General features: G+C 61.0%; 22 protein-coding genes. 3 read left to right on the forward strand and 19 right to left on the reverse strand.

Going from position 1 to position 18547, the window contains the following annotated elements; genetic code table 11:
- The first annotated feature begins 433 nt into the window (after positions 1–433).
- Complete coding sequence (locus AGR7B_RS11635) at positions 434–1123, forward strand: Crp/Fnr family transcriptional regulator (protein WP_078051694.1); 690 nt, start codon at positions 434–436, stop codon at positions 1121–1123.
- A gap of 72 nt (positions 1124–1195) precedes the next feature.
- Here AGR7B_RS11635 and aidB read toward each other — a convergent pair whose 3' ends face one another.
- The 5 genes from aidB to AGR7B_RS11660 all read right to left on the reverse strand — a co-directional run bounded on the left by aidB (position 1196) and on the right by AGR7B_RS11660 (position 4777).
- Complete coding sequence (gene aidB / locus AGR7B_RS11640; protein WP_080856703.1) at positions 1196–2020, reverse strand: AidB family quorum-quenching N-acyl homoserine lactonase; 825 nt, start codon at positions 2018–2020, stop codon at positions 1196–1198.
- Positions 2021–2023: 3 nt separating this feature from the next.
- Entirely contained in the window at positions 2024–2635 is a 612-nt protein-coding gene (gene ureG / locus AGR7B_RS11645; RefSeq protein WP_003520595.1) for an urease accessory protein UreG, read from the reverse strand.
- 89 nt (positions 2636–2724) lie between these two features.
- Positions 2725–3396, reverse strand: a complete 672-nt coding sequence (locus AGR7B_RS11650; RefSeq protein WP_162934114.1) for an urease accessory protein UreF — start codon at positions 3394–3396, stop codon at positions 2725–2727.
- 3 nt (positions 3397–3399) lie between these two features.
- Positions 3400–3885, reverse strand: a complete 486-nt coding sequence (gene ureE, locus AGR7B_RS11655) for an urease accessory protein UreE (RefSeq protein WP_003520598.1) — start codon at positions 3883–3885, stop codon at positions 3400–3402.
- A gap of 355 nt (positions 3886–4240) precedes the next feature.
- Complete coding sequence (locus tag AGR7B_RS11660; RefSeq protein WP_080789905.1) at positions 4241–4777, reverse strand: peroxiredoxin; 537 nt, start codon at positions 4775–4777, stop codon at positions 4241–4243.
- A gap of 223 nt (positions 4778–5000) precedes the next feature.
- Between AGR7B_RS11660 and AGR7B_RS11665 the strand changes: the two genes are divergently transcribed.
- Together AGR7B_RS11665 and AGR7B_RS11670 are read left to right on the forward strand one after the other, a co-directional pair.
- Positions 5001–5504, forward strand: a complete 504-nt coding sequence (locus AGR7B_RS11665; RefSeq protein WP_065655118.1) for a hypothetical protein — start codon at positions 5001–5003, stop codon at positions 5502–5504.
- A complete protein-coding gene (locus AGR7B_RS11670; protein ID WP_065655119.1) occupies positions 5501–5827 on the forward strand; it encodes a hypothetical protein in 327 nt (108 codons plus the stop codon). The genes AGR7B_RS11665 and AGR7B_RS11670 overlap by 4 nt, the downstream gene beginning before the upstream one ends.
- 18 nt (positions 5828–5845) lie before the next feature.
- On the opposite strand, the gene ureC is transcribed toward AGR7B_RS11670, so the two are convergent.
- The 14 genes from ureC to urtA all read right to left on the reverse strand — a co-directional run bounded on the left by ureC (position 5846) and on the right by urtA (position 18272).
- A complete protein-coding gene (gene ureC / locus AGR7B_RS11675; RefSeq protein WP_080856704.1) occupies positions 5846–7555 on the reverse strand; it encodes an urease subunit alpha in 1710 nt (569 codons plus the stop codon).
- Between the two features lie 4 nt (positions 7556–7559).
- Entirely contained in the window at positions 7560–8204 is a 645-nt protein-coding gene (locus AGR7B_RS11680; RefSeq protein WP_080856705.1) for a Urease operon accessory protein, read from the reverse strand.
- 4 nt (positions 8205–8208) lie between these two features.
- Positions 8209–8631, reverse strand: coding sequence for a lysozyme inhibitor LprI family protein (locus AGR7B_RS11685; RefSeq protein WP_162934115.1), 423 nt, complete (start codon positions 8629–8631; stop codon positions 8209–8211).
- A gap of 3 nt (positions 8632–8634) precedes the next feature.
- Entirely contained in the window at positions 8635–8991 is a 357-nt protein-coding gene (locus tag AGR7B_RS11690; protein ID WP_080856706.1) for a GFA family protein, read from the reverse strand.
- Between the two features lies 1 nt (position 8992).
- Positions 8993–9298: an urease subunit beta gene (locus AGR7B_RS11695; RefSeq protein ID WP_020808767.1), complete on the reverse strand. Its 306-nt coding sequence runs from the start codon at positions 9296–9298 to the stop codon at positions 8993–8995.
- Between the two features lie 18 nt (positions 9299–9316).
- Complete coding sequence (locus tag AGR7B_RS11700) at positions 9317–9574, reverse strand: DUF1272 domain-containing protein (protein WP_080856707.1); 258 nt, start codon at positions 9572–9574, stop codon at positions 9317–9319.
- 10 nt (positions 9575–9584) lie between these two features.
- On the reverse strand, positions 9585–9887 hold the full coding sequence (locus AGR7B_RS11705) for an urease subunit gamma (RefSeq protein ID WP_003520609.1): 303 nt from the start codon (positions 9885–9887) through the stop codon (positions 9585–9587).
- A gap of 105 nt (positions 9888–9992) precedes the next feature.
- Positions 9993–10844 (reverse strand): urease accessory protein UreD, encoded by an 852-nt coding sequence (locus tag AGR7B_RS11710; RefSeq protein ID WP_162934116.1) that lies wholly within the window; start codon positions 10842–10844, stop codon positions 9993–9995.
- Complete coding sequence (locus AGR7B_RS11715; protein WP_080856708.1) at positions 10751–12004, reverse strand: CE1 family esterase; 1254 nt, start codon at positions 12002–12004, stop codon at positions 10751–10753. Before AGR7B_RS11715 ends, AGR7B_RS11710 begins: the two co-directional genes overlap by 94 nt.
- Before the next feature lie 255 nt (positions 12005–12259).
- A complete protein-coding gene (urtE, locus tag AGR7B_RS11720; RefSeq protein WP_065655126.1) occupies positions 12260–12955 on the reverse strand; it encodes an urea ABC transporter ATP-binding subunit UrtE in 696 nt (231 codons plus the stop codon).
- 196 nt (positions 12956–13151) lie between these two features.
- Positions 13152–13913 carry an urea ABC transporter ATP-binding protein UrtD gene (gene urtD / locus AGR7B_RS11730; RefSeq protein WP_080856710.1) on the reverse strand — a complete coding sequence of 254 codons (762 nt, stop codon included), beginning with the start codon at positions 13911–13913 and terminating at the stop codon, positions 13152–13154.
- A gap of 7 nt (positions 13914–13920) precedes the next feature.
- On the reverse strand, positions 13921–15096 hold the full coding sequence (urtC, locus tag AGR7B_RS11735) for an urea ABC transporter permease subunit UrtC (RefSeq protein ID WP_080856711.1): 1176 nt from the start codon (positions 15094–15096) through the stop codon (positions 13921–13923).
- Positions 15093–16706, reverse strand: a complete 1614-nt coding sequence (gene urtB / locus AGR7B_RS11740) for an urea ABC transporter permease subunit UrtB (protein ID WP_080856712.1) — start codon at positions 16704–16706, stop codon at positions 15093–15095. Before urtB ends, urtC begins: the two co-directional genes overlap by 4 nt.
- 276 nt (positions 16707–16982) lie before the next feature.
- Positions 16983–18272, reverse strand: a complete 1290-nt coding sequence (urtA, locus tag AGR7B_RS11745) for an urea ABC transporter substrate-binding protein (RefSeq protein ID WP_035219970.1) — start codon at positions 18270–18272, stop codon at positions 16983–16985.
- Positions 18273–18547: the final 275 nt, after the last annotated feature.

Genomic DNA, 18547 nt, shown 5'->3' on the forward strand with positions numbered 1-18547 from the left:
ACGGTACGTCGTACGGTACGTACGTCGTCGGTACGTACGGTACGGTACGGTACGGTACGGTACGTACGACGTACGCGCGCGCGCGAGAGAGGAGAGGAAAGCTAGCGCTCGATCTATCTCTGGCCTTGCCCCTCATCCCGCTGCCGCGACCTTCTCCCCCTCGGGGAGAAGAAATATGCGGCGCTCGCCCGCTCCATATTCCCCCTGTGCTTCTAAGCCCGAATGGACGAACCATTTCCTCCCGTAACGACTGCAATTCTGTTTGATCGAAATCAATTCGCTTTCCAGGTGAACTGCTAATCTCCCTCGCATCGGGAATTGCCGGTCGAAGGATAATGCGATGAGCTCTTTTCAGATAGGCGTGCGGGAACACGAACATCCCCGGTTTCGTCTCGCTTCGGACAGCCCGGCAAAAGGTATGAGCGGGAGCCGGATGGACGTGAACAAGACCGTGAAGCTGAGCAACAGGGACAGGAACATTCTGCTGCGTGCACCCTTGATCGGGATAGCGGATGATGCGGCGGCATTGAAGCTGATGGAGGCGGCGACCATCACCAATGTGAACGCCCGCCATGTGCTCTTCAAGGAAGGCGAAGCGGCGCAGCATTTCTACTGCGTGCTCTCGGGTTACGTCAGGCTTTACCGGCTGGACCGGCACGGGCGCGAGGCGGATGTGCGCGTCAGCGGCCCCGGCGATACCTTCAACGAATGCCTGATTTTCGGCAGCGATACCTATCGCTACAGCGCGCAGGCGGCGGAAAGCTGCACCGTGGCGCGGTTCGAACTTGCGAGAATCCGCAGTCTGATCGATCAGGAGCCGGCCATCGCCAAGGCCGTCATGCGCTGCCTGTCCAACAGCCTGCTGGCCACGATGGATTGCATCGCGAACGACCGGCTACAGACGGCGCCGCAACGTGTCGCCCATTACCTCATCAATCAGGGCCCGCGCGACGCGACATCCTTTTCGCTGCGGCTGCCGTTCCAGAAAAGCCTGCTCGCCGGCAAGCTCGGCCTCGCGCCGGAAGCGCTGTCGAGGGCCTTTTCGGCGCTGAAAAAGGCTGGCGTCACCGTGCGCGGACGCATCGTGCAGGTCAATGACGTCGCCGCACTGAAGCAGATCTGAAAATACCGGGAGAGGACGAAGGGCGGGATGCCATCAGGCATTCCGCCCTTCTGCATGCCCGAAATCGGAAAATCAGTCCGGCTGCAGCACAAAACGGAAGCTGTCGCCCTGCCGCTCGACACGGAAAAATCCGCCGAGATGACCGCCGGAAACCAGCCAGCCATGATCGGCTGCCTCGGCCAGCGCCTTGAGGCGTGTTTCGTAAGCAAGCGCGGAATCGATATCATAGACGAAACCGACGCCGGGATCTCTCACCTGCAACGCGCTGACATGTAGCACATCGCCCCATAATAACAGCCGCTCGTCGCCATTGCCGATCAGATAACCGGTATGCCCCGGTGTATGGCCGGGCATGGCGACTGCCTCGATACCCTCGGCAACCACGCCCATGGGGATCGGCCGCAGCATCGGGCCACAAATGTCGAGCAGCCGCGCGGCAAGGTCGAACCCGCCCTGCCGGGCCGGCGGCAGGCTCTTGCGCGCCTCCGCGCTGCTGAAAAAGCCAAGATCGGCCTCGGGAACCCATATGTCAGCATTGGGAAAATAAGGCCGGTCGCCGTCGATGAGGCCAAGCGCATGGTCGCCATGAATATGGGTGAGGATGACACGCGTCACATCGGCCGGCTGAATCCCGGCGGCGATCATCGCCGCGCGGGCATGGCCATAGGCCGCACCCCAGGCCGTGCCGCAACCGGCATCGATCAGCCAGATGCCGTCAGGCCCGGACAGCGCAAAGCAGTTGACGTCCATATCCACCGTTTCGCCCCGATGGCCGGCAAGGGCCGCAGCCAGCGCTTCGGCGCCCTGACGATGGATGAGATGGCCGACCGGCGCCTTGTAGACACCGTCGACAAAACGGGAAACCTCGTAAGCACCGAAACGGCGGGCGATAGCCATATTTCAGAGACCGCCCTGCTCTTTCAGAAAACCGACGATGCGATCCACGCCGTCGCCGCGTTTCATATCGGTGAAAACGAAGGGCATGGCGTTGCGCATGCGCGTCGCATCGCTGTCCATGACGGTGAGGTCAGCACCGACATAGGGCGCAAGGTCCTTCTTGTTGATGACCAGCAGGTCAGAGCGGGTGATGCCCGGCCCGCCCTTGCGCGGAATTTCCTCACCCTGGCAGACGGAGATCACATAGATGGTAATGTCGGCGAGGTCAGGCGAAAAGGTCGCGGCGAGATTGTCGCCGCCGGATTCGATGAAGACCACATCGAGATCGGGAAACCGCGCATTGAGCCCGGCAATCGCCTGCAGATTGATCGTCGCATCCTCACGAATGGCGGTATGCGGGCAACCGCCCGTCTCGACCCCGACGATACGCTCGGACGGCAGCGCCTGCATGCGCACCAGCGCCTCGGCATCTTCCTTGGTGTAGATATCGTTGGTGACGACCGCGACCGAATAATCGGCGCTCATCGCCTTGCAGAGCTTTTCCGTCAGCGCCGTCTTGCCAGAACCGACCGGCCCGCCAATGCCGACGCGCAGCGGCCCATTACCCGATTTCATCACTCTGTTCCCTTCGATATGCTTTGGTCTTGTTTCACCATAGTCCCTCAACGGGACGCTTCAATATATGCAAGGATCGTGCCGCCCTTTCAGGACCGGAAAAGCCGGGTGCCCTGCGTTTCATGGCGCATGGCTGCCGTATCGGCGATGATCGTCGCGCTGCCGAGATCGTCGAGCGTGGATTGCATCGCCCGCGCCGCCATCTCTGCGATGATCGCCTCGCTTGCGGCCAGAATGGCAACGCCATCCTTCTGTCCCGCGACCCCGAGGCGGATGCCCGCTGAAACGATCTGCGAGGCGCCGGCATGCAAAAAGGCGGCAATCGTTTCCCTGAGCGGCACCGCATGACCGGCGGCAACCGCGCCGACGGCGATGGGATAAGGAACGTCTTTCGGCAACAACTCAAGAACCGCATGCGGCCATGCCCCGGCGGCGGCAACGAAGGCATCGCCCAGAAGCACCGTCTCGCGGTATCGCTCCGCCGAACCGGCCAGCGCCCGCGCCAGATCGGCCGTTTCGCTCAAGATGGCCGCATCCCCGGCGCTGCGCCAGGCATGCGCCAGAAACACCGCATCGTTCCACAGGCTGCCGTGGCGCAGCAGCGTTTCGAGCCAGTCGCGCAGGGCCGCCGCATCGCCGATGCGACGATCCTCCACCGCCTTTTCAAGCCCGCCGGAATAGGAAAAACCACCGACGGGAAAGGCAGGCGACATCCAGGCCATGAGCCGCAGCAGCGCGGCGACGCCGCGATCGTCACTCACGGCTCAGCCGTGATCGTGATGGTGGTGCCCGTGGTCATGCCCATGGGAATGGCCGCCATGGGCGTGGTAAGCGCCGCGCGCCGGCTGGAAGGGCTCCTCCACCTCACGCACGGTGGCGCCCAGACCTTCCAGCATGGCGCGAATGACATGGTCGCGCAGGATGAGAATACGCTCTTCCTCAATCTGCGCGGAAAGATGCCGGTTGCCCAGATGCCAGGCGAGCTCGATCAGGTGAAGGCGGTCCTTCGCCTTGATTTCGAACAGCTTTTCATCCGCCGCCCGGACCTCGATCAGGTCGCCGTTCTCCACCACCAGAAGATCGCCATGGGCAAACAGCACGGCTTCCTTCAGGTCCAGCATCACCATCTCATCATTTTGCAGATGCAGCAACTTGCGGCGCAGATGCCGCTGGTCATGCGCCAGGGTGACATAACCGGAAGCTTCGTCGGCAGGGGTTCCGGCCGGATGATAGGAGGTGACGCGCAGCATGGGATGATCCGTTTCAGAAACAGTCTTGGGGGTCTGATTTTTGCCGGATAGGCGGGGTGATTTCAAGGTGGATACAATGCAAGGCGTGAAAAAGGCCGGAATTGCAGACAGAAAGACTTGAGGCGTCCGGCAACTTCTCCTCCGTCATGCCGGACTGGATCCGGCATCCAGCCACGGCGCGTCTGCGCCGTGAGAGGAGTCTTTCGCGATCAAGGACTTGATCGCGCTGGACCCCGGATCTAATCCGGGGTGACGGTGTGCGGATGATGCGGCACCGCGAAAGACAATCACGTCCCAGAAAACGAAAAAAGCCCGGCATTGCGGCCGGGCTTTCGCAAAAATCTTAAAACCCAAATCAGGCCGCAGCGCGTGCCTTCAGGTTTTCCAGAATGTTCTGCGGCGCGGAAACGCCGTAAGGGTCAGATTCGCAATTGTCCGAATAGCCCTCTTCCTCGAACCACTGCTCAACGACGCCATCGTTGACGACGGCGGCGTAACGCCAGGAGCGCATGCCGAAGCCGAGATTGTCCTTGGCGACCAGCATGCCCATCTTGCGGGTGAACTCGCCCGAACCATCCGGAATGACCTTGACGTTTTCGAGGTTCTGGCCCTTTGCCCAGGCATTCATGACAAAGGCGTCATTGACCGACAGGCAATAGATTTCATCGACGCCGAGCGCACGGAACTCGCCCGCCAGCTTTTCGAAATCGGGAAGCTGGTAGGTCGAGCAGGTCGGCGTAAAGGCGCCGGGCAGCGAAAACAGAACGACCTTCTTGCCCTTGAAATAATCGTCGGAGGTCATGTCCTGCCAACGGAACGGGTTGGGGCCACCGACGGCCTCATCGCGAACGCGCGTGCGGAAGGTTACGGCGGGCACTTTTTTGCCGAGCATGTCTTGTCTCCTGTTCTGGCGTTTTACGAGGATCGCTTGGGATCGATCCGCGCGGAATTCTTTTGCCCTTTCCATAGCGCAAGACGCGCTGCGGTGCAGCATAAAAATCCCGATTTCAAAGGAGATTCAAACAGGCCCGATACTACCTGATACAACTATAAGGAACAGTTTACATAAATACACTTTTAAGTAATATTCCGCCACCCAACGGGAGACACTGAAATTGATTTTGAAAGATCGCGTACTCAATCATCTCGACAGTACCCTCAGAGCCTATTTCGACTATAGCGACGGCCCGCAATGCTCCAATTTGCGTGGCTTCGTCGCAGGGCTGGTCACGGATGTCTGCGAAAAGATGGATGGAGACTTGCTGCGGAAGGTCGCGGAAAAGGTAGACGGCAAGAGTTTCGCCGAATGGCGGTCATGGTACATCGATGAAGTCGTCACTCTGCAGGCCAGTGCGGTGGGCGCATTCGCCCATCGCATCATTGACGTGGAAACGCTCAGCGCCTCGGCGCGCAGCGGAAAAGTGCCCTGCGAGCTTGGCTACAGACACGCGGATGAATTCATCGCCTGCTGGGAGGAGACCTATGCAAAGCGGCAAGCGGAGAAGGAAAAGCTGCCTTCATCGAAAAAATTTCAGGACAAGCGCAACAGCCACACCGAGCCGCCGTACCTGATGAAAGATATCCTGGGGCTGTCCTGGTGGCGCAAGCGGTCCAAATGAACGACGGCAACAAGGAATCGACCAAGGAAATGCTGGCGGTTTTCCGCATCATCGCCAGCGCCGGGCTTTCGCTGATCCTCCTTCTGGCCACTTTCAAGAACAGGACGCCGGACCTTTCCAATTGGCTGGTTTACCCAGCCGCCCTGTTTTTCAGCGCCTCTTTGCTGTTCTGCCTCTACCTGTTTCTGCAAGCCATAACCCTGCTTGCGGGCGAAGCGGACGCAATCATCGATCAGCCGAGGATAAAGGTCCCCGCAATGGCGGCCATGGGGCTGTTCATGGCCGGCATTGCAAGCCTGCTGACCGCGCTCATGTGCATTTGAGCGCGGAGCAGCCGTTTCTCAGAACAGGAAATAACGCTGCGCCATCGGCAGCACGGTTGCCGGTTCGCAGGTCAAAAGCTCGCCATCCGCCCGCACTTCGTAGGTTTCCGGATCGACCTCGATATGTGGGGTGAGCGAGTTGTGGATCATCGACGCCTTGGAGATGCCGCCGCGGACATTCTTCACCGGCAACAGCTTCTTGGCGACGCCGAGGCGCTGGGCAAGGCCCGCATCCAGCGACGCCTGCGACACGAAAGTGACCGAGGAATTGGTGCGCAGCTTGCCATAGGCGGCGAACATCGGCCGGTAATGCATCGGCTGCGGCGTGGGAATGGAGGCATTCGGATCGCCCATCGGGGCGGCGGCAATCGAGCCGCCGAGCAGCACCATCTCCGGTTTCACCCCGAAAAAGGCCGGGTTCCACAAGACAAGATCGGCGCGCTTGCCGACTTCGACCGAGCCGATCTCATGGCTGACGCCCTGGGCGATGGCCGGGTTGATGGTATATTTGGCGATGTAACGGCGGACACGGAAATTGTCGTTTTCGCCCGTCTCTTCCTTCAGGCGGCCGCGCTGGCGCTTCATCTTGTCGGCCGTCTGCCAGGTGCGGATCGCCACTTCGCCGACGCGGCCCATGGCCTGGCTGTCGGAAGAGATGATCGAAAACGCGCCGATATCGTGGAGAATATCCTCCGCCGCGATGGTTTCCTTGCGGATACGGCTTTCGGCAAAGGCGATATCTTCGGGAATGGACGGCGACAGGTGGTGGCACACCATCAGCATGTCGAGATGTTCGGCGAGCGTATTGACGGTATAGGGCCGTGTCGGGTTGGTGGAAGACGGAATGACGTTGGGATTGCCGCAGACCTTGATGATATCGGGCGCGTGCCCGCCGCCCGCCCCTTCGGTGTGGAAGGCGTGGATGGTACGGCCACGGATGGCGGCGACCGTATCTTCCACGAAACCGCTTTCGTTCAGCGTGTCGGTGTGGATCATCACCTGCACATCGTATTGATCGGCCACCGTCAGGCAATTGTCGATGGCGGCCGGTGTCGTGCCCCAGTCCTCATGCAGCTTCAGCGACGACGCGCCGGCAAGGATCATCTCTTCCAGAGGGGCAGGCAGCGAGGCATTGCCCTTGCCGGCCAGCGCCAAATTCATCGGGAAGGCATCGAAGCTCTCGATCATCCGCTCGATATGCCATGCGCCGGTGCAGGTGGTGGCGAGCGTGCCATGCGCCGGACCGGAGCCGCCGCCCAACATGCAGGTCACACCGCTCATCAGCGCTTCTTCGATCTGCTGCGGGCAGATGTAGTGGATATGCGCGTCCATGCCGCCAGCCGTCAGAATTTTGCCTTCGCCGGCAATCGCCTCGGTCGACGGGCCGACGATGATCGTCACGCCGGGCTGCGTATCCGGGTTGCCCGCCTTGCCGATGGCGTGGATGCGGCCGTTCTTCAGGCCCACATCCGCCTTGTAGATGCCGCTATGGTCAACGATCACCACATTGGTGATGACGGTATCGACCGCGCCTTCGGCCCGCGTCGCCTGGCTCTGGCCCATGCCGTCGCGAATGACCTTGCCGCCGCCGAATTTCACTTCCTCGCCATAGATCGTGTGGTCCTTCTCGATCTCGATGAAGAGTTCGGTATCGGCAAGACGCACCTTGTCGCCAACGGTCGGGCCGAACATGCCGGCATAGGCGGCGCGGGAAATCTTGTAGGGCATGGGCTCAGGCTCCTTCGGACGCGGAGAAAATCGATGTGGGAGAAATTCGTGTCAGCCGGCCCTCGCCCGCAAGGGCTTCGACCAGCTGTTGTTCGGCAGCAAAGGGATGGCCACTCCAGCCCTGATGGCCGAAACCGGCAATCGCCACCTCGTCGCCATCGTCGCTCACGCTCTCAAGAACATGGGCGATGGCAAAAAGACCGGTGCTGGGGCAGACATAGGGCCCGGGCGCATAGGCTTCGAGCGCGGCATCGAGCCTTTCATGCACACCGCGCGGAATGACGATATGACCCTTGCCGGTTTCCCGGGCGATGGCGGCAAAGCCTTCGGTGTAATCGGCGCAGAAATCGGTCAGTTCCGGCCAGCATGCGCGTATGTCCGGTTCCATTTCGGAAAATTTTGCGGGATCACGCACGGACCAGATGACGGCGGCCTGCCGCACACCGTCACTCTCGCGCCATTCGGTTCCCTCGGTCATCTCGAGACCCGGCCGCCCGGTGTTACACACAGCTACCACATCGGTGCGCGTGCCGCCCAGCCCCAGCGACCGGCAATCGTTGAAGCGGATGACGATGTCCGAACGGTCGATGAGCCGGGCTGCGCCCGGCGGCAGCTCCCCATTTCCGACAATCGTGATGCGCCGCCCCATGCGTTCAGAAACCTTCCGACAACTGACGCAATTCTTCCGCCCGCTTGCCGCTCATCTCGGCGAGGCAGGAGGAAATCAGCATCGGTTCCATCGAGCCGCCGCGGGCCTGAAAGCCTGAAAGCGCGCAATTGGCATCACGAAACGCCACCCAGGCGCGCTGGGCAGTCACCAGCGCGTCGGTCGCACCCTTACCGTCTGCATCCGCCGTCTTGTCGCGCTCGGTGAGCAGCTTGCGAAGCTTCTGATATTCGGCGTTCAACTGCTTGTCGGCCTTTTCGTAATCCTTGCCGGCGCAAATGGTCATGTCCGCCTGCGTCTGCGGGGCCTTGCAATCCGGCTCGCCCTGTGCGGCGGCCGGCATGGACAGGCCGGCGGTCGCGCAGAGAAGCGCGGTCGCCAGAAGGACGTTTTTTCGGCTGATCTCCATCGCTCAGGCCGCCGCGCCATCGAAAGCCTGCGGCTTCAACGCCCGGGGATCGACACCATCGAGACAATTGGCATTGACCGCCACCATCGGCGTTCCATCCGGCCCATCGGCATAAGCAAAGCTCTCGATGCCGCAGGTGGAGCAGAAAAGATGATGGATCTTGTGTTTGTTGAAGAGATATTCCGCCAGCTTGTCCTCGCCGGAAAGCAGCGTGAATTTCTCACGCGGCGCGAAGGCCAGTGTGGAACCCAGGCGCTTGCAGCGCGAACAATTGCAGATGATGGTATGATCGAGATCGGCGTCGACCTCAAAGCTCACATCGCCGCACTGGCAGCTTCCATGATAATGCGCCGTCGCCATTTCATAACCTCCCCATGACCTGTTGACGGAAACCGTAAACCTCGCGCTTGCCGGAAAGCGGCACCAGCGTCACTTCCCGCTTCTGGCCGGGTTCGAAACGAACCGCCGTGCCGGCCGGAATATCAAGGCGCATGCCGCGCGCCTTGTCGCGGTCGAACAGGAGACCCGCATTGGTCTCGAAGAAATGATAGTGGCTGCCCACCTGCACCGGCCGGTCGCCCGAATTGGCGACTTCGATGGTCACGGTCGGCTGGCCGGCATTGAGTTCGATGCTGCCCTCTGCGGCAATGATTTCGCCGGGTTTCATGGTATTTCCCCTTTTGTCTCAAGCAACTTTGGCCGCCGTGCAGCCTTCGGCCTTCAGGACGCGCCGTGTCGACGCGGGATTATTGACGAGTTTCGCCGCCGGGCGAACGGGCCTGCGAACCAGCTCACCGCCGCAATTCGGGCAGGCGCCGTGAAGCACATTGGTCACGCAATCGACGCAGAAGGTGCATTCGAACGAGCAGATCATCGCATCCCGGCTGTCGGGAGCAAGATCGCGGTCGCAGCATTCGCAATTGGGCCGAAGCTCCAGCGCCATATTCGCCACCTCACCGTATCGGTTCGTGAACGGTCACCAGCTTGGTGCCATCGGGAAACGTCGCTTCCACCTGCACATCGTGAATCATCTCGGCAATGCCATCCATCACCTGATCACGGGAAATGACATGCGCGCCCGCTTCCATAAGCTCCGCCACGGCACGGCCGTCGCGGGCGCCCTCGACCACGAAATCGGTAATCAGCGCAATCGCTTCGGGATAGTTCAGCTTCACGCCGCGTTCCAGCCGGCGGCGCGCCACCATGGCGGCCATGGAAATCAGCAGCTTGTCTTTTTCTCTTGGGCTAAGGTTCATCGTGGTCCCGCAGCTTGGAACCTGTTCCGCAAGCATGGTTGCGGCAAGCAGATCCGACATGTTGACAGACCCCGAAGGCCGCCGGTTGCCGACGATCCGAAGGGTTTACAGATTCCAGACTTTCGGCACTGGCGCGCCGTTTCGCAAGAGCGAAATGATCGGAAGAAGCAATTTTCTCAAGGAGAAACCATCGGCGGCAGAGACGCGAACGACAAGCTTGCCCTGCCATTCGCTGGCGCCGCCGCTTTCCCCGGCAATAGCCCGGATTTTAGGCAGAAGCGCCTCGGAGAGAGGCCCGATATAAAGCAGCGTCGCAAAGGCGACCTGACCGGCCAGAACCGCCGGTTTCGCGGTCAGCGCCGCTACCTCGCCTTGCAGCAGAAGCTCTTCGGCATGCACCAGCTTGCCGCCGTGGCGAATGCGCCAGCGGTCGCGGAAAAGACCATGCGCCATCGCCTCGCCCATGGCCTGGCGGCCGAGCAGCACGGCTTCGACAGCGATGAATTCGGAAGTTTGGTCGAGATCGGCTTCCAGCCGGCGGGTCAGCGACGCCCGGTCGAAAAGGATTGTTTCCTGCGGCAGCCAGTGCAATCTGGCGCCCGGCCCGGCGGAAACCCGGGCGGTAACGGTGGCTGTGCCGGAGGATGCCTTATAGACCTTCTCGCAGGCCTGCGTGGTTACCACCAGCGAGGTGCCGGCGCCGGCAACCGCCTGCCATTCAAGTTCGTCTCCGCCGGTCAGGCCGCCGGAGGAATTGATGAGAATGGCTTCGGCTTCGTTCGAAAAGGTTTCCGGCAGGCGGATTTTGGCGCAGCCTTCCTGGAACAGTTCCTCCAGCCGGCTGCGCCCTTCAACCGCTTTGGTTACAATGCGTCCTCTGCCACGGGCGCGCTGCTGCCGGACAGGTTGAGCGTCTTGGCGACCGGAAGGGCCGATGGCTTGCTGTTCTGGCTGCACGCGGTCTCCGAAGCGGTTGCGGAAGTGGACGAGGCCTTTGCGCCGCAATCCTTCTTGACGACGGCATCCACGACCAGCTGCCCTTCCGTATTGCGGAAGAAATCCCACATTCTTTCCGCCGCATCAACCGTGCGCGTCACTTCGCCTGTGGGCATCTTGCGCTCCACGGCCGGTTCCGCCTTCGGCGTCTGTTCGCCGCCCGGCTTGCGGGTGACGACGGCGCTCGCAGCCAGCACTTCCGCCTTCATGGTGGCGCGCGGCCAGGCGTGGTCCCAGTCGTTGATGACATAGGACTGAATGCGTGCGCCGGCCTTGCAGACATCATAGGAATTGACGGTGAAACTTTCGCCCACCTTGCTTTTGGCGGCGCCCTTGCAGCCGTCCATCTCGGCCCAGCGCTTCAGCGCCGTCTCGCCGCCATATTGCCAATAGGACTTGCCGCCGCCCTGATAGGGGTTGGCGGGATCCTTCAGCCCCGCAAAGGCGATGATGGACATCGGCCGCGCCGGCGTGCAGCTTGCCGCATCCGGTCCCCATTTGCCTTCGGTCTCCAGCGGATAACCCGCGCGCAGCGAAGCGACGAAACCGGCAGCGGTGAAATCCGCGCTGCCATTGCAGATGAATTGCGAGAGCATGCGCCCGCCGCCGGAATAACCGGAACCGTAAAAACGCTCCTCATCCACGCAGAACTTGCCCTTCACCATGGTGATGGCATCGCGGATGAAACCGACCTCGTCCAGCCCGCCCGGACGCTTGGTAACACCGGGAACATTCCAGGCATGGGTGCCGGGCAATTCGCCATTCAGGCTGCCGGCCAGCGCCACCACCACCAGACCGTCACGTTCGGCCAGCTTGTCCCAGCCGCTGCGGTTCAGCTGGCCATGCGGATTGCTGTTGGAGCCATGGAAATCGAACACCACGGGCAGCGGCTTTTTTCCGTCATAGGCCGAGGGAACAAAATAGACTCCGTCGCGTTTTTCACCGTTGGAAAGAATGGAAAAATCATGCCTGCCCGGCTCCATGCCGTGTCCGGGCAACTGACCGCAGGTCGATGCCGACGCTGCGACACCGGCGCTCGCGCACATCGCAAGACCCAGAAAAAGGGTGCGGGCGGAGCGGAACAGCCGGGCGGCCCGGCCAATGGCAAAGTCTTGATTCATTGACACGCCTTTATTGGGCACGGTTTTCCCGACGATACGTCGGACGTGCGGGGAATGTAAGGGATCAACTGTCGCAGCGTGCGAATAGACTTTTCCTGTGTCTCGCATGCAGCATTTTCGCTGCCAATATCACAGGCTTTTATTCAATGAAATGCTAAAATTGCGCATGAAAGCCATGTCGAGACGCATAGGCTTTCAAAATATTAATCGGCCGTTTGCACGCCGTGATCGGCGTGCGGCATTTTTAGTCTCGATTTATACTGTCAGGTGACGCCGCGCTTCCGGCGTATCCAGCGTTTCGGCCAGCCCCTGATGCACGATTTCACCGCGGTCCATGATATAGACGTAATCGGCAAGCTCGCGGCAGAAATCCAGATATTGCTCGACCAGCAGGATCGCCATGCCGGTGGAATCGCGCAGATATTTGATCGCCCGGCCGATATCCTTGATGATCGACGGCTGAATGCCCTCGGTTGGCTCGTCGAGAACGAGAATTTTCGGCCGCGTCACCAAAGCCCGGCCGATGGCGAGCTGCTGCTGCTGGCCGCCGGAGAGATCGCCGCCGCGTCTTCCCAGCATGGATTGCAGTACCGGAAACAGGCTGAAAATATCATCCGGGATAAACCGTTCCTTACGCGGCAGCGGCGCATAGCCGCTTTCGAGATTCTCCTGCACGCTGAGCAGCGGAAAAATCTCGCGCCCCTGCGGCACGTAGCCGACCCCGCGCTTGGCCCGGTGGTAAGGCGCCAGCCCATCAAGCGCCGTCCCTTCAAAGCTGATCGTCCCGGCACTGATGGCGTGCTGGCCGGTAACGGCCCGCAGCAGCGAGCTCTTGCCCACCCCGTTGCGGCCGAGGACACAGGTGATCTTACCCATCTCCGCCGTCAGCGAAACGCCGCGCAGGGCCTGCGCCGCGCCGTAATGGAGGTTGATGTTGTCGACGTTCAGCATGGTGAAACTCCATTGGCGGTATGGTGGGCGGCGTTACCCCCCTCTGCCCTGCCGGGCATCTCCCCCTCAAGGGGGGAGATCAGATGCCGCACCCGCCCGTTCCATGGGCAGAGTTTTCGCCGCTTGCCGATCTCCCCCCTTGAGGGGGAGATGCCCGGCAGGGCAGAGGGGGGTATGGCGAACGCAAACACCACCATCACCGCCCCAGATAATTCTCAATCACCTTGGGATCGTTCGACACAAAATCAATCGACCCTTCAGCCAGCACGGAACCTTCGGCAAGGCACGTCACCTTCACCCCCAGCTCGCGGATGAAACCCATGTCGTGCTCCACCACCACAACCGAACGGGTCTTGGCGATTTCCTTCAAAAGCACGGCGGTTTCGGCCGTTTCCGCATCCGTCATGCCGGCCACCGGCTCATCCACCAGCAGCAGCTTCGGCTCCTGCGCCAGGAGCATGCCGATTTCCAGCCATTGTTTCTGGCCGTGCGAGAGGTTGGCGGCGAGATCGCCGCGGCGGTGGCCGAGGCGCACGGTGGCGAGGATTTCCTCGATGCGGGCTTTGTCTTGCTCCGTCAGCCGGTAAAACAGCGTCGCGAACACCCCGCGCTTGCGGTTGAGCGCCAGTTCCAGATTGTCCCAGACGGTATGGCTTTCGAACACCGTCGGCTTCTGGAACTTCCGCCCGATGCCAAGCTGGGCGATATCCGCCTCGTCCTTTTTGGTGAGGTCGATACTGTCTTCGAACAGCACCGTGCCCGTATCCGGCCTTGTCTTGCCGGTGATGATGTCCATCATCGTCGTCTTGCCCGCCCCATTCGGGCCGATTATGGCGCGCAGCTCACCGGGTTCCACCACGAAGGAGAGGGAATTGAGCGCCCTGAAACCATCGAACGACACCGAGACGCCGTCGAGATAAAGCAGGCTTTTCGTTCTGTTTTCGGAAACTGTGTTCATGTCCGCCTCACTCCGCCGCCTGTTGCGCCACTGTCGAGCCGCTGTCATTGCCCGGCTGGGCGTCGGCTGCCGCAAGCGCGACCCGCTTTTCGCGCCGCCGGGCCAGATAGTGTTGCAGCGTGCCGACGATGCCCTTGGGGAAGAACAGCGTCACCGCGATGAACAGCCCACCCAGCGCAAACAGCCAGAATTCCGGGAAAGCGCCGGTGAAATAGCTTTTCCCGCCGTTGACCAGCAGCGCCCCGATGATCGGCCCGATCAGCGTGCCGCGCCCGCCCACCGCCGTCCACACCACCACTTCGATGGAGTTGGCGGGCGAAAATTCGCCGGGATTGATGATGCCCACCTGCGGTACGAACAGCGCCCCGGCAATGCCCGCCATCATGGCCGACACGACAAAGGTGAAAAGCTTGATGTTTTCCACCCGGAAACCGAGGAAGCGCACCCGGCTTTCGGCATCCCGCACGCCCACCAGCACCTTGCCGAACTTGGAATTGACGATGCCGGACGCGATCAAAAGCGAGATCGCAAGCATTACCGCCGTCATGGCGAACAGCACGGCCCGCGTGCCATCCGCCTGCACGGAAAAGCCGAGAATATCCTTGAAATCGGTCAGGCCATTATTGCCGCCGAAACCCATGTCGTTGCGGAAGAAGGCGAGCAGCAGGGCATAGGTCATGGCCTGGGTGATGATGGAGAGATAAACGCCGTTGACGCGCGAGCGGAAAGCGAACCAGCCGAACACGAAGGCGAGCAGCCCCGGCACGACAAGCACCATCAGCGCTGCAAACCAGAACATGTCGAAGCCCTGCCAGAACCACGGCAGTTCCTTCCAGTTGAGGAAGACCATAAAGTCAGGCAGCACCGGATGGCCATAAACCCCGCGCGTGCCGATCTGCCGCATCAGATACATGCCCATGGCATAACCGCCGAGCGCGAAGAAGGCGGCATGGCCGAGCGAGAGAATGCCGCAATAACCCCAGACGAGATCGAGCGCCAGCGCGAGCAGCGCATAGGCCAGATATTTGCCGAGCATCGACATGATATAGGTCGGAATGCGGAACGCGCTGTCGGCCGGCAGCAGCAGGTTGGAGGCTGGCACCAGCACGGCGATGGCCAGAATGATGCCGATGGCGATGGAAATGCGGCGGTCGAGCGCGCGCAGGAGGAAGCCGGTAATCATGCTTCGATCGCCCTTCCCTTGAGTGCGAAGAGACCGCGCGGCCGCTTCTGGATGAACAGGATGATGAGAACGAGCACGAGGATCTTGCCGAGCACGGCGCCGACAGTCGGCTCGAGGAACTTGTTGAGCACGCCGAGAGACAGGGCGCCAACCAGCGTTCCCCAGAGATTGCCGACACCGCCGAACACCACGACCATGAAACTGTCGATGATGTAGCTCTGGCCGAGATTGGGCGAGACATTGTCGATCTGCGACAGCGCCACGCCGGCAAGACCGGCAACGCCCGAACCGAGCGCGAAGGTGAAGGCATCCACCCAGGGGGTGCGGATGCCCATGGAAGAGGCCATGCGGCGGTTCTGCGTCACGGCGCGCATCTGCAACCCGAAGGCGGAGCGCTTCAGGAGAACCAGCAGCGCGAAGAATACCGACAGCGAGAAGCAGACGATCCACACCCGGTTCCAGGTGAAATTGAGATAACCGACGCTGAAGGAGCCGGACATCCAGCTCGGGCTGCCGACTTCCCGATTGGTGGGGCCGAAGATGGAGCGCACGCCCTGTTGCAGGATGAGCGAGATGCCCCAGGTGGCGAGAAGCGTTTCCAGCGGCCGCCCATAAAGAAAGCGGATGACACCGCGCTCCATCACGAGGCCGACCAAGGCCGTCACCAGAAAGGCGGCGGGCAGAGCAATCGCCAGCGACCAGTCGAACAGGCCGGGGAAATGCGTGCGGATCACCTCCTGCACCATGAAGGTGGAATAGGCGCCGATCATCACCATCTCGCCATGCGCCATATTGATGATGCCCATGACGCCGAAGGTGATGGCAAGGCCGATGGCGGCGAGCAAAAGCACGGAACCGAGCGACAGGCCGTACCAGACATTCTGCGCATAGTCCCAGAAGGCAAGGGAGCTTTCGATGCTCGATATGGCGCTGTCGATATCCGGTTTCAGGCTCTGATCCACCGACGAGGAAGCCGCCATCAGAATGCCGATGGCATCGCGGCCGCCAAGGCTCTTGATGGTGGCGATTGCCTCTTTCTTCTGTTCGAGCGACCGTTCGGAGGAGAGCAGCGAGACAGCCCGCGCCTCCTCCATCCGGGTCCGCACCTCAGTATCTGCCTCCTTGGCGATGGCCGCTTCCAGCAATTCGAGATTTTCGGCGCTCGGCGCTTTCAGAACCGCGTCTGCCGCGGAAAGCCGCACGGATTTTTCCGGGCTGAGCAGGGTCAGACCGCCAAGTGCGGCGCGGATGACCCGGCGCAGATTATTGTTGACCTTGATTTTGCTGACGGCCGCCTTCGGCGCTTCACCCGCACTTTCGCCCGTCAGCGGGTCGATCAGCGTAAAATTGGAACCTGCCGGCTTTGTCATGAACACCAGATTGTCGGCCTTGCGCACGTAAAGATCGCCCGCCGCAAAAGCCTCGAGCGCCGGCACGACACGCGCATCGCCCGTGGCGGCAATCTGCCCGATCAGCACTTCGGCCTGCTTGAAATCCGCCGTGCCGAGCTGGTCGATCAGCGCCTTCGGCTCGCTTTGCGCGAAGGATTGGGCGGCGATCCCCAGGGTGAGCCAGAGGAAGATGGCTCCGAGAAAAGATCGGATCGTCATGTCGGGTTCCTTGGGCGTTTTAATTTTGTGCGACCTGAATATGCCGCTTACCCCCCTCTGCCCTGCCGGGCATCTCCCCCTCAAGGGGGGAGATCGACCTGTGGCGAGGTCTCGCCCATCTCGATGTTTGAGAATGAAGCGGCGAAAAAGCATCTTGCCGATCTCCCCCCTTGAGGGGGAGATGCCCGGCAGGGCAGAGGGGGGTAATTCTTGTTCAGTTTCCAATGAGAAAACCGCCCCCAACGAAGAGGGAGCGGCACCATCCCCCGGGGCTAATCAGCTACCCTTGCCGCCGCACTTGCCGCTGGCCACATTGAAGTTGCCGCAGGACATCGGCTTCCTCCAGTCCGAGATCAGATCCTTCGAGTCCGGCAGATAATCCGACCACTCGTCACCCACGACCTGCGGCGTCTGCTGCACGATTTCGAACTGGCCATCGGCCTGGATTTCGCCGATCAGCACCGGCTTGGTGATGTGGTGGTTCGGCATGACGGTGGAGTAACCGCCCGAAAGGTTCGGCACGGAAACGCCGATAATCGAGTCGAGAACCTTGTCCGTATCCGTCGTGCCGGCGGATTCGACGGCCTTTACCCAGGCGTTGAAGCCGATATAGGCGGCTTCCATCGGGTCGTTGGTCACGCGCTTGTCGTTCTTGGTAAAGGCATGCCAGGTCTTGATGAATTCGGCATTGACCGGCGCATCGACGGACTGGAAGTAGTTCCAGGCGGCAAGGTGGCCGACCAGCGGTGCGGTATCGAGACCGGCAAGTTCTTCTTCACCCACGGAGAAGGCAACGACGGGAATGTCTTCAGCCTTGATGCCCTGGTTCGCCAGTTCCTTGTAGAAGGGCACGTTGGCGTCACCATTGATGGTGGAGACAACGGCGGTCTTCTTGCCGGCCGAGCCGAATTTCTTGATGTCGGACACGATCGTCTGCCAGTCGGAATGGCCGAACGGCGTGTAGTTGATCATGATGTCCTCTTCCTTGACGCCCTTCGACATCAGGTAGGCCTTCAGGATCTTGTTTGTGGTCTGCGGATAGACATAGTCCGTGCCGGCCAGAACCCAGCGCTCGACGCCTTCGGTATTGGCAAGGTAATCGACGGCCGGAATGGCCTGCTGGTTGGGTGCTGCACCCGTGTAGAAGATGTTGCGCGAGGATTCTTCACCCTCATACTGAACCGGATAGAACAGGATCGAGTTCAGTTCCTCGAAGACCGGCAGAACGGATTTGCGCGAGGAAGACGTCCAGCAGCCGAAAACGGCGGCGACCTTGTCCTGCGAAATCAGCTGACGAGCCTTTTCGGCGAACAGTGGCCAGTCGGAGGCCGGATCGACCACCACGGCTTCAAGTTTCTTGCCGAGCACGCCGCCCTTCTTGTTCTGCTCGTCGATGAGCATCAGCATGGCGTCCTTCAGCGTCGTTTCTGAAATCGCCATGGTGCCGGACAGCGAATGCAGCACGCCGACCTTGATGGTGTCGTCAGCGGCAAAAGCGCCATGGAAGGCGGTGGTGGACAGGATCGCGCCAAGCAGCGCGGCACTAAGCGTCTTGCGGAATATCATCGGAAGAACCCCTCTCCTTGTTTGGCCTCTCGTGGAGGCTCAGCGGCATCTGCGGCCGCTGCTGGGAGGGACTATCGATCTCGTGAGAGCGAAACCGTATACGTCAATTGACGTAGGCGGGGTGGCGAAAGATGCACGAGGGGGTGCTAGATTAGCGTCCCGCGCGGAACTGCCTATGTGGAGGGAAACGTCTCCGCTGGTTTCTTCTCCCCGAGGGGGAGAAGTCCGCGGCAGCGGGATGAGGGGGCAAGGTTAAAGGTATTCGGTGAGCTAGC

Source organism: Agrobacterium deltaense RV3 (genome assembly GCF_900013505.1).
Classification (GTDB): domain Bacteria; phylum Pseudomonadota; class Alphaproteobacteria; order Rhizobiales; family Rhizobiaceae; genus Agrobacterium; species Agrobacterium leguminum.

Bases quoted from the DNA above. Each gene is read 5' to 3' on its own strand.
- AGR7B_RS11635 (WP_078051694.1), top strand. From the start codon at position 434: ATGGACGTGAACAAGACCGTGAAGCTGAGCAACAGGGACAGGAACATT.
- aidB (WP_080856703.1), bottom strand. From the start codon at position 2,020: ATGGCTATCGCCCGCCGTTTCGGTGCTTACGAGGTTTCCCGTTTTGTC.
- ureG (WP_003520595.1), bottom strand. From the start codon at position 2,635: ATGAAATCGGGTAATGGGCCGCTGCGCGTCGGCATTGGCGGGCCGGTC.
- ureE (WP_003520598.1), bottom strand. From the start codon at position 3,885: ATGCTGCGCGTCACCTCCTATCATCCGGCCGGAACCCCTGCCGACGAA.
- AGR7B_RS11660 (WP_080789905.1), bottom strand. From the start codon at position 4,777: ATGCTCGGCAAAAAAGTGCCCGCCGTAACCTTCCGCACGCGCGTTCGC.
- AGR7B_RS11670 (WP_065655119.1), top strand. From the start codon at position 5,501: ATGAACGACGGCAACAAGGAATCGACCAAGGAAATGCTGGCGGTTTTC.
- ureC (WP_080856704.1), bottom strand. From the start codon at position 7,555: ATGCCCTACAAGATTTCCCGCGCCGCCTATGCCGGCATGTTCGGCCCG.
- AGR7B_RS11680 (WP_080856705.1), bottom strand. From the start codon at position 8,204: ATGGGGCGGCGCATCACGATTGTCGGAAATGGGGAGCTGCCGCCGGGC.
- AGR7B_RS11685 (WP_162934115.1), bottom strand. From the start codon at position 8,631: ATGGAGATCAGCCGAAAAAACGTCCTTCTGGCGACCGCGCTTCTCTGC.
- AGR7B_RS11690 (WP_080856706.1), bottom strand. From the start codon at position 8,991: ATGGCGACGGCGCATTATCATGGAAGCTGCCAGTGCGGCGATGTGAGC.
- AGR7B_RS11695 (WP_020808767.1), bottom strand. From the start codon at position 9,298: ATGAAACCCGGCGAAATCATTGCCGCAGAGGGCAGCATCGAACTCAAT.
- AGR7B_RS11700 (WP_080856707.1), bottom strand. From the start codon at position 9,574: ATGGCGCTGGAGCTTCGGCCCAATTGCGAATGCTGCGACCGCGATCTT.
- AGR7B_RS11705 (WP_003520609.1), bottom strand. From the start codon at position 9,887: ATGAACCTTAGCCCAAGAGAAAAAGACAAGCTGCTGATTTCCATGGCC.
- AGR7B_RS11715 (WP_080856708.1), bottom strand. From the start codon at position 12,004: ATGAATCAAGACTTTGCCATTGGCCGGGCCGCCCGGCTGTTCCGCTCC.
- urtE (WP_065655126.1), bottom strand. From the start codon at position 12,955: ATGCTGAACGTCGACAACATCAACCTCCATTACGGCGCGGCGCAGGCC.
- urtD (WP_080856710.1), bottom strand. From the start codon at position 13,913: ATGAACACAGTTTCCGAAAACAGAACGAAAAGCCTGCTTTATCTCGAC.
- urtC (WP_080856711.1), bottom strand. From the start codon at position 15,096: ATGATTACCGGCTTCCTCCTGCGCGCGCTCGACCGCCGCATTTCCATC.
- urtB (WP_080856712.1), bottom strand. From the start codon at position 16,706: ATGACGATCCGATCTTTTCTCGGAGCCATCTTCCTCTGGCTCACCCTG.
- urtA (WP_035219970.1), bottom strand. From the start codon at position 18,272: ATGATATTCCGCAAGACGCTTAGTGCCGCGCTGCTTGGCGCGATCCTG.